This window comes from Arthrobacter sp. EpRS71 (assembly GCF_001512285.1).
Lineage (GTDB): Bacteria > Actinomycetota > Actinomycetes > Actinomycetales > Micrococcaceae > Arthrobacter.
In genome coordinates, this window is sequence record NZ_LNUV01000006.1 from 1,122,993 (window position 1) to 1,132,644 (window position 9,652).

A 9,652-nucleotide genomic window follows, 5' to 3' on the forward strand; every position below is an offset into this window, starting at 1 on the left:
GCGATCTACATGGCGGTCACCCAACCGGGCGCCTGCGGGGATGTGCGCTGGATCTCCTCCCTCAGGCCGACTGCAAATCCAGTGTGTAGACCACCAACTGCACCTTCGGCGCGGGCCGTTCCTTCTCACGCTCGGGCCGGCGGACGTAGCCCAAGCGGCGGTAGAGGCGCTGCGAGGTCTCATTGTCGACGGCGGTGTCCAGCACCACGCGCTGGGCACCTTGGGCTGCGGCCAGGCCGGCGGACTCGTCGAGGAGTTTCTGGCCAAGGCCCGTGCGGCGGGCTTCCGGGAGCACGGCCAGCAGCCTCAGTTCCACTTCGCCGTGTTGTGCCTGTCGGCTGAGGTGTGAGCCAAAGGGCAGGAGACTTGCGGTGCCCACCAAACGTCCTGTTTCCACGTCCTCGGCAACCAGCAGGACGCCTTCGCGTGCCCTGGCCGCGGCATCCAGCAAGAGGTCAAGACGCTGTTCATCGGGCTGGCGTGCGCCGGGGAGATGATGACCGAACCCTTCGTACGTCAGCCGCCCCACGGCGTCGTACTCTTCAGGGCGGGCGTGCCGAATCACGTGGGTGCCGGTGGCAACGGTTGGTGTGGTGGTCATGATTGTCCTTTCGGCTGCGGATCGAGTCCGAGGTGCGATTTCAGGGTTGTGCCCGTGTACTCAGTTCGTGCAAGGCCGCGTTCCTGGAGCAGGGGGATGACGCCGGTGGCAAAACGCTCCAGGTCCTGGGGGAGGAGCGAGAACATGAGGTTGAAGCCGTCGGCGGCGCCCTCGGCGTGCCAGCGGGCCAAGGAGTCGGCCACATGGCGGGGCGTTCCGATGAAGTCGTGGTTCCGTTTGTCGCCCGTGAGGATGGAGTAGAGGTCCTTGAGCGTGACCTCGTCCTCACGTCCGCGGATCTGTTCCCCGGCGGAGCGGAAGTCTGTCCTGGGCTGCGTGATGGTGGGAATGCCGGACTGGGCCACTGTGGCGTCAGCACCGAGCCCGGTGAAATCCAGGTGGCCTGCGAAGTATTCCTGCAGGAAATCAAGCACCTGCTGATCGGTGATGAGGCTGTCCAACTCCCGGATGCGTTCCAGAGCTTCGACCCGGGTGTCCGCGACCACGGGCGAGATGGCCTGGTAGACGTAGATTTCGTCGGGATTCCGGCCGAACGCCTTCGCCTGAGCCCGGACGGACTCCCGGTACTGCCGAGCCTGCGGAATGTCGGGGTGGCTCGCGAAAAGGGCGTTGGCGAAGCGGGCCCCCAGCTTCTGGCCGGGGACGGAGGTGCCCGCCTGGGCCAGCAAAGGGGAGTGCTGCGGGGAGGGACCGATGTTCAGCGGCCCGGCGACCTTGAAGAATTCGCCCTGGTAGTCCAGCCGGCTGAGTTTGTGCCGGTCAAAGAATCGTCCTTGCGCTTTGTTGTAGAGGAAAGCGTCCGCGTCCCAGGAATTCCAGAGCCCTTGGGTGACCTCCACAAACTCTTCAGCGCGACGGTAGCGAAGGCTGTGGTCGAAGTGCTCATCTGCACTGAAATTGCCGGCCGTGCTGTTGGTGAGGTCCCGCGTGGTGACGATGTTCCAGCCAACGCGGCCGCCGCTGATGTGGTCCGCGGTGAGGGCCGCACGGGCAAAGTTGAAGGGCTCGTCATAGGACGTGGAGGACGTGGCGATGAGGCCGATATTGCTGGTGACCGCGCCAAGGGCCGTGACCAGGCCGATGGGGTCGAATCTGTTAAGGATGCCCGGATTGGACGTCTCATCGATCGCGAGGGAGTCGCCCAGGAAGATCGCGTCGAACTTGGCTTCTTCGGCAGTTTTGGCGAGCTGTACCTGGTGGGCGAAGTCGATGCTCGCCTGAGGGAACGATGTCTCGTGGCGCCACGAAGCCAGGTGGATGCCGGTGCCCACGATGTAGGCGAAGAAGTGGATCTGCTGGCGTTCACGGATGAGTGTCTGGTTCATGGGCCTGTTTCGGTGCTGTTTTTCCGGGGGGAGTGTGGGGCAGCGGTGCTCTGTGGCGCAGGACCGCCGCCCCACAAGTGCTACTTGGACTTCTTGATGGCTGCCTCTTCGGCGGTAAGGACTTCCTGCAGCTTGGCAGCGGTCCAGTCAGCCTTGAACTGCAGGTTGCCGTCGTTGAGCTTGGTCACCGAGGCTTCCACCTCAGGGGTGTGATAGGCGTCCACGATCTTCTTCCACGTGGGATCGTCCTTGCGGTCTGCCTTCACTACGAAGCCGTTGATGTAGGGCGCCAAGGACTCCGAGTTCAGGTCTTCTTTGAAGATGATCTTCTCGTCACCCAAGCCGCCCTTCTGGGCCTGAGTGTTGTTCACGACGGCAGCATCAGTGGTGCCCTTGAGTGCGTTCACCGTCTGGTTGCTGTCCACCGGGACAACCTTGATCTTGCTCGAGGTGATCTCAGCCGGGGTGGACAGCGAGTTGCCGCCATCCTTGAGCTGCAGCAAGCCAGCGGTCTGCAGGTTCAACAGTGCACGGGCCTGGTTGGTGGGGTTGTTCGGAATGGCAACCTCAGCGTCGGCCGGCAGTTCGCCAACGGACTTGAACTTCTCCGAGTACAGCGCCAGCGGGTAAACGGCCGTGGCGCCCACTGGAACCAGAGTGCCGTTGCTGTTGACGTTGAACTGGGACAGGTACTTCAGGTGCTGGAACAGGTTGATGTCCACCTGTCCCTGCTGGGTGGCCGTGTTGATCTGCGCGCCATCAGTGAAGTTCTTCACCTCAAGATCAATGCCCTGATCCTTGAGCTTGCTCTTCAGGATGGTCCAGTGTTCCTCGGCGCCGTCGTCCACACCGATAACCACCTTGGTGTTCGCAGAGGTAGACGAACCACTTGACGCACCCCCGCATGCCGAGAGCGATAGGGCGGCGATCAGGCCGACGGCGGCCACTAACAAGCGGTTCTTCATGATGCTTCTCCATACAAAGGGTATTGATGCGAATGGAAGGTACAGGGTGTTCCCCCTGCCACACGCTAGGCAGTTGCCGTGGTGGGAATCGAACGCCGGCGCAACACTCCGACGCGCACCGTCAAGGGAAGAAACCGCAGGTCACAGGGGTTCACGAGGTTCGATTGCCCGGCAGCCGCGCTGCTGGAATGGGCATTCAAACAACCCAGAAGGAGGCTCCGGTGAGCGCGATCGTTTCCCTGCGCGGAGTCAGCAAGCTGTTCCCGGTCCAAGGAAGCAAGCGCAGCCAACGCACCGAACCAGTGCGGGCCGTTGACGACGTCACCCTGGACATTGACGAGGGCACGGTGGTGGGCATCGTGGGATATTCCGGTGCCGGAAAATCCACGCTGGTCCGCCTGCTCAACGGCCTGGAACGTCCCACCGAGGGCCAGGTGTTCGTCAAGGGCCAGGACATCTCCTCGCTCCCCGAAGGCCAGTTGCGCAAAGTCCGTGCTGGCATCGGCATGATCTTCCAACAATTCAATCTCCTGAAGTCCCGCACCGTGTTCGGAAACGTCGCGTATCCGTTGAAGGTGGCAGGATGGCCCAAAGAGAAGATCAAGCCGCGGGTGGACGAACTCCTGGAATTTGTGGGCATCGCGGACAAATCACGTTCCTACCCCCGCCGGCTTTCCGGCGGACAGCAGCAACGCGTCGGCATTGCCCGTGCCCTGGCCAACGCCCCGGACATCCTGCTCGCCGACGAAGCCACCAGCGCACTGGACCCGGAAACCACCCGCGACGTCCTCCGACTGCTCCTCCGCATCAACAAGGAACTCGGCACCACCGTTGTGGTGATCACCCACGAGATGCACGTTGTCCGGGAAATCTGCGACACCGTAGTGATGATGGAATCCGGCCGGGTAGTGGAAGCCGGACCCACCTACTCCGTGTTCGCCGACCCCCAGAGCGCCTCCACCCAACGCTTCGTCTCCACCGCCGTTCACGGCACACCGGGATCGGACACCGTCAGCCGCCTCGCAGCGGCACACCCGGGCCAGCTTGTCTCCATTGGCATTTCCGAGTCAGCGCCCACGCCACTGGTTGCGGCCACGTTCGAGCGCCACGGCGTGGGCTCCAGCGTGGTGTTCGGCGGCGTCACTGAGATCCAGAACAAGATCCTGGGCACACTCACCTACGAGCTCACAGGCAGCGACGCCTCGATTGACGCCGCGCTCGCCGAGCTAGGTGACGTTACAGCCGTCGAACGCCAAATTCCGACGGCGGCGCGAGCCGACAGTGCCGTCCCGCACCTTCCCGTCCCCGCGATCGCAGGAGAATAGCCATGACCGACTGGACAACCCTCCTGCCCGTCCTGGGCGAATCCTTCCAGCAGACCATCTACATGGTGGTCATCACCGTCCTGCTCAGCGGCATCGCCGGCCTGGCGCTGGGCGTCACCCTTTACGCCACCAGGCCCGGAAACCTGTTTGCCAATAAGGCCGTGTTCTCGTTCCTGAACTTCCTGGTGAACATCATCCGTCCCATCCCGTTCATCATCTTCATCACGGCCATTGCGCCGCTGACCTTGATCATCATGGGCACCACTATTGGCACGACGGCGGCGATCCTGCCCATGGCGCTGATGGCCGGCGTGGTGATTGGCCGGGTAGTGGAGCAAAACCTGGTGGCGTCCGATCCGGGCGTGGTTGAGGCCGCCCGGGCCATGGGTGACAGCAGGCTTCACATCCTGTGGTCCGTGGTGATTCCCGAGTCGCTGGCGCCGCTGATCCTGGGCTACACGTTCATGATCATCGCGATTGTGGACATGTCTGCCATGGCCGGGTACATCGGCGGCGGTGGGCTGGGTAACTTCGCCATCATGTACGGCTACCAGCAGTTCAACTGGGAAGTCACCCTGGTGACCGTCCTGATCATCATCGTCATGGTTCAGGCCGCGCAGTTGCTGGGTAACTTCCTGGCCCAGCGCATCCTTCGCCGCTAACTTTCAGGAGCCACAACATGCCTATCGAATTCCTCGGTATGGGTGCCGGCAACGACTCCACGGAGACGTCCCCTGCCACCACGCCTTTCTTCGACCCCCAGTACGCGGCCCGCATCGCGAGGATCCATGAGGACAACAACTGGGACCACGTACTTTTTGCCTACAACTCCACCACACAGGATCCTTCGGTCCACGCGGCGTGGGTTGCTGCGAACACGGAACGGATCCAACTGCGCTTGGCACACCGGCCCAATGTTTCCCACCCGACGTTCGCCGCCCGGTCCTTCCTGACGCTGGACCACATCGCACAAGGCCGGCTGACCGTGCACTTCATCACCGGTGGAAGCCAAGCGGACCAGGCCCGCGAGGGCGATTTCCTGGCCAAGGATGCGCGGTACGGCCGGACGCAGGAGTACATGCAGATCGTGCGGCGGGCGTGGTCCGGGGATTCGTTCAGTTGGGACAGCGAGCATTACCGCTTCGAAAACTTCGCCTCTGGTCTGGGGCCCTTTGCCGGGAAGAGACCTGGCATTTCCTTTGGCGGTTCCTCGGTAGCGGCATGGTCTGTGGGTGCCGCTGAAGCTGACATCTATGCGCTCTTCGGCGAGCCGCTGGCCGACGCAGCTTCGCAGCAAGAGCAGATCCTTGCGCGGGCCGCTGCAATGGGCAGGCTTGAACCGTTGCGCTGGCAGATCGCCTTCCGGCCGATCGTCGCGGCAACCGATGAGCTGGCGTGGGAGAAGGCGCACGCCATCCTTGGGACGTTCGAGGCGCGACGATCCGCTGGCGAGGTGATTGATCCTGTGCGCCATTACAACCAGAAGCCAGAAGCTGCCGGCACCCTCAGGCTCTTAGCAGCCGCGGAACGTGGCGACCTCCACGACCGCGCCCTCTGGACGGCCCTCGCCAAAGCAGCGGGCGGCGGGGGAGGAAGCGCGACGGCGTTGGTCGGCTCCTACGACACCGTCACCCGCGCGATCTTGGACTACCACGACCTCGGATTCGAGATCTTCGGCCTCCGCGGCTACGACTTCGTCCCGGACGCACTCGAGTTTGGCCAGCACGTCATCCCGCAGTTGAAGCAGGAAGTGGCGCGCCGGGAGCAGGGCCGTACCGCCGAGGAACTCCGGGCGGGCCAGGCCGCCGCCCGGGCACGAGTGCTGGCCCACACCTCCTGACGCTCAGTTCAGGATGTGAGAGAGCGTTGGGGGTTAGGTGAGCGTCGCGGCGATTCGGCCGTCAACCAGGACCGCGATGACCTCCGGGGCAGCACCAGCACCAGACTCCGGGTCCGCGGCGGCTCCAGCCTCTGATGCCGGCAGTCCCGCGGCAACCGTCCGGTACGGGATACCAGCGGTGACCGCCGGCGAGGCAGGCTCAACGCCGCGCAGCGAACGCAGGGTCACCACTCCCACTACTTCACGTGGGTGAACGGTCCCGAAACTCTGGCCCCGGTTCAGGACCAAGAACACCGGTTCGTCCGGTGCCACGTCGCGGGAGTGAAGTTCGACGACGGCCTCCGCCGCTGTCAGGTCGCTCGCCAAAAGCTGCACTCCGGCAGGCGCAGCGGTGAGAAGCGAACGGATGGTTCCTTCCGGCGTCGTGGGTTCCAGGAAGCCGAGCGAGGCGAGCCAGTGGTCGTCGAAATAGGTGGAGAGGTAGTTCCGGCCTGAGTCCGGCAGGACCACCACGACGGTGTGCTCCTCGTCCAAGGTTTCGGCGAGGTTCAGGGCTGCTGCCAGGGCGGTCCCGCCGGTGGCACCGATGAGGAGTCCTTCCTCACGGGCAGCACGGCGGGCGGTGAAAATGGCGTCGCGATCACTGATGCTGATGTATTTGTCCACCAGCGCGGTGTCGAACGCCTCAGGCCAGATGTCCTCAGTCGACGCCGGGTGCAGGGGATGGCCGGCGCCCTCCGTGTATTTGAGCGAACCGTTGCCCCCTCCGTAACGGGAGTGCTCGGGATCTGCGGCAATGACCTGCACTCGACCGTCGCTGGCCTGCTTCAAGTACCGGCCGGTTCCGCTGATGGTTCCGCCGGTCCCGACGCTGGACACAAAGTGGGTCACAGCGCCCTGGGTATCGGCCCAGATTTCCGGACCGGTACCTTCCCAATGGGCCTGCGGGTTGGCAGGGTTGTCGTACTGCAGCGCGAGCCAGGCCCCGGGAGTGGAGGCAGCGAAGGCCGCAGCCCGGTTGGCCAGGTGGCTGGGATCGGATCGCGGAACGAAATCGGCCACCAGGTGGACCTCGGCTCCGAAAGCGCGCAAGAGGCGGATCTTCTCAGCAGCCGTGGCCGCCGGAGCGAATATCACCGAGCGGTATCCCAGTTGCGCGGCCACCAAGCTCAGCCCGATCCCGGTGTTGCCGCTGGTCCCTTCCACCACAGTCCCGCCGGGCTCCAACAAACCGGTCCGTTCTGCGGCCCGGATCATGGAGAGGGCGGCCCGGTCCTTCACGCTCCCGCCAATGTTCTGGAACTCGAGCTTCGCGTAGATGCGGGGCCGGACACCTTCGCCCAGCCGCTTCAGCCGAAGCAGGGGAGTGCCGCCGATTGCGTCCAGGACTGATTCATACACGGTCATGCGGCCACGCTAAGACGCGGACATCGCCCCACAAAAAAGCGTTTCCCGCTGCGTCCTTCCGTGACCGGAGCCTCGGCGAACAAGCCCCAAAGAGTCATAAACATGTCACCGGCGGTAACCCGGATTAACGCCTCTTAACCGGGTGTCTCGCGATACCCAAAGCCGGGAAGAACCCGCCTAGAGTCCACAATCATGGGCCATGGAAATCACGCTAAACGTTCCGCCCTCTGGCTTTGCCTGGGTGCCGGATTCATCACGCTGCTGGACCAGGCAATGTTCGTCCTGGCCGTTCCCGCGATGTCCGCCTCCCTGCACGCCGATTCCGGGTCCGTGCAATGGATCCTGGCGAGCTACTCGCTGGCGTTCGGCGTCGCATTGGTTCCCGCCGGCAGGCTGGGTGACATCGTCGGGAGGCGCACGCTTTTCATCGCCGGCATTGCCGTTTTCGGGGCATCCAGTCTGGTGGGCGGCCTGGCCACCGACCCGTCGCTGGTCATCATCGCCAGGCTCCTCCAAGGACTCGGCGCGGGCACCCTGAACCCGCAGGTGCTCGGACTCCTGCAGGACATCTATCAGGGACACGACCGCGCAAAGGCCTTGGGCGCCTATGCCGCCGCCGGTGGTTCCGCTGCAGTGTGCGGGCCACTGATCGGGGGACTGGTCCTCTCACTGGGCGACCCCGCGATCGGATGGCGGATCCTGTTCCTGGCGAACGTTCCCCTGGTGCTGATCCTGGTGCCACTTGCCTTCCGGCTCCTCCCGCGGCCGGCAGGCAAAAACCCCGGAAACGCCAAGCCGTCCATCGACATCTTGGGCGCGTTGCTGTTGGGCGGAGTGGTGGTGGCATCACTCATTCCCACCATCTACGGCGCGGGCACCATTGCTGTGACGTCGCTGGTGATCGGTGCCGGTGCGCTCCTCGCCTTCGCCGGCTGGGAGATCCTGTACCACCGGCGCGGCCGAACCCCGTTGCTCAGTGCCTCGCTGGCAAAATCCAAGGGTTATGCACTGGGCACAGTGGTGGCACTCTGCCAGTTTGGCGTGGGCGCGGGAATGGCCGCTGTGACGGCGTTCTACTTCCTGTCCGGGACCGGACTGGCTCCGTTGGCAGCGGCAGCCATCCTTGCGCCGCAAGCCGCTGGCATGCTGCTGGCGTCCAGTTTCAGCTGGCGTTTCGTGGCTCGCTACGGGCGTGCCGGGATCGTGTACGCACTTCTCGGCAGCTTGGCCTGCCTGATTGCCAAAGACCTTTTTGTGCAGGGGCTCGACGGCGGGACAGCGGCTCTTGCGGTGGCCGCCGTCGGGCTTCTCCAAGGTGTGGCAACAGGCCTGGTGGTCGCGCCGAACCAGACACTCACCCTGGCCCATGCGCCCGTGGGTGCCGCCGGAGTGGCCGCAGGGTTCTACCAACTCAGCCAACGGTTCGCTGCGGCGCTGTGCTCGGCCGCGGCAGCAGGAATGTTCCTTCAAGCCCATGGCGCGGCCACCGGTGCAGCCTCCAAGGACGCCTTCCACCAAGGCATCGTGATGTGCTGCATCTTGCTGGGCGTCGCCTTGCTCGCCGGCGGAATCGACTGGCTGCGCGAGGCGCGGGACCGCACAAAGACGAGTGCCGCCGTCGTGACTTCCGGGAGGGAAGCCGCGACGACGGCACTGGTGCTGACGCCGGAAGGCACGACGGCGGCAGGTACTCAGCGCTCGGAAGTCACCGATTCGGTGGACGCCTGAGTAGTGGCGGCGGGCGGTGCCGCTTCGACGGGCGGTGCGGTGGGCCCGGTGGTGGGGACCCCGGCGTCGCGGAGGGCCGGGAAGCCACCATCCACGTGGACAGCGTTGGCGTAGCCGAGGACCTGGAGCTTCTGCGCGACGGGTCGTGAACCGTTGACAGAGCCGCAGAACACCACGATCTTCTGGTCCGTGCCGGTGACCTGGGGCAGCCGGTGGGCGGATTCAAGGCTGAAGTCCTCCTCCACGTGCTCGCGGTTCACCACCACGGCGCCGGGGACTGCGCCGGTGCTGGCGCGGCCGCCTTCGCTGCGGACGTCGATCAGCAGGGCGCCGTCTTCGATGAGCTTGGCGGCGGCATCGGCGGTGATCAGCTGGGTGTCTTGGACTTCGGTTTCGATGGACATGGTGCTCCCTTATGTAGGTGGTGGTTGGAAAATCGG

The 9,652-nt window shown here is 64.4% G+C and carries 9 protein-coding genes; 4 read left to right on the forward strand and 5 right to left on the reverse strand.

Annotated elements, in window-relative coordinates; genetic code table 11:
• Window positions 1-61 precede the first annotated feature (61 nt).
• From AR689_RS15570 to AR689_RS15580, 3 genes are all read right to left on the reverse strand, one after another.
• A complete protein-coding gene (locus AR689_RS15570; protein ID WP_062071563.1) occupies window positions 62-601 on the reverse strand; it encodes a GNAT family N-acetyltransferase in 540 nt (179 codons plus the stop codon).
• Window positions 598-1,947, reverse strand: a complete 1,350-nt coding sequence (locus tag AR689_RS15575; protein ID WP_062071565.1) for an LLM class flavin-dependent oxidoreductase — start codon at window positions 1,945-1,947, stop codon at window positions 598-600. The genes AR689_RS15570 and AR689_RS15575 overlap by 4 nt, the downstream gene beginning before the upstream one ends.
• An 80-nt stretch (window positions 1,948-2,027) precedes the next feature.
• Window positions 2,028-2,912, reverse strand: coding sequence for a MetQ/NlpA family ABC transporter substrate-binding protein (locus AR689_RS15580; protein WP_062071566.1), 885 nt, complete (start codon window positions 2,910-2,912; stop codon window positions 2,028-2,030).
• A 221-nt stretch (window positions 2,913-3,133) separates the two neighbouring features.
• Here AR689_RS15580 and AR689_RS15585 point away from each other — a divergent pair, with 221 nt between their 5' ends.
• The 3 genes from AR689_RS15585 to AR689_RS15595 are packed head-to-tail and all read left to right on the forward strand — an operon-like array spanning window position 3,134 to window position 6,077.
• Entirely contained in the window at window positions 3,134-4,237 is a 1,104-nt protein-coding gene (locus tag AR689_RS15585) for a methionine ABC transporter ATP-binding protein (protein WP_156424616.1), read from the forward strand.
• 2 nt (window positions 4,238-4,239) lie between these two features.
• Entirely contained in the window at window positions 4,240-4,899 is a 660-nt protein-coding gene (locus AR689_RS15590) for a methionine ABC transporter permease (protein ID WP_011776065.1), read from the forward strand.
• A 17-nt stretch (window positions 4,900-4,916) separates the two neighbouring features.
• Window positions 4,917-6,077, forward strand: coding sequence for an LLM class flavin-dependent oxidoreductase (locus AR689_RS15595; RefSeq protein ID WP_062071568.1), 1,161 nt, complete (start codon window positions 4,917-4,919; stop codon window positions 6,075-6,077).
• Between the two features lie 33 nt (window positions 6,078-6,110).
• On the opposite strand, the gene AR689_RS15600 is transcribed toward AR689_RS15595, so the two are convergent.
• Window positions 6,111-7,484: a PLP-dependent cysteine synthase family protein gene (locus AR689_RS15600; protein WP_062071570.1), complete on the reverse strand. Its 1,374-nt coding sequence runs from the start codon at window positions 7,482-7,484 to the stop codon at window positions 6,111-6,113.
• A gap of 192 nt (window positions 7,485-7,676) precedes the next feature.
• On the opposite strand from AR689_RS15600, the gene AR689_RS15605 reads away from it, so the two are divergent.
• A complete protein-coding gene (locus AR689_RS15605; RefSeq protein ID WP_062071571.1) occupies window positions 7,677-9,212 on the forward strand; it encodes an MFS transporter in 1,536 nt (511 codons plus the stop codon).
• Here the strand turns inward: AR689_RS15605 and AR689_RS15610 are convergent.
• Window positions 9,176-9,616 carry a rhodanese-like domain-containing protein gene (locus AR689_RS15610; protein WP_062071573.1) on the reverse strand — a complete coding sequence of 147 codons (441 nt, stop codon included), beginning with the start codon at window positions 9,614-9,616 and terminating at the stop codon, window positions 9,176-9,178. The two genes, AR689_RS15605 and AR689_RS15610, sit on opposite strands and share 37 nt — an antisense overlap.
• Between the last annotated feature and the right edge of the window lie 36 nt (window positions 9,617-9,652).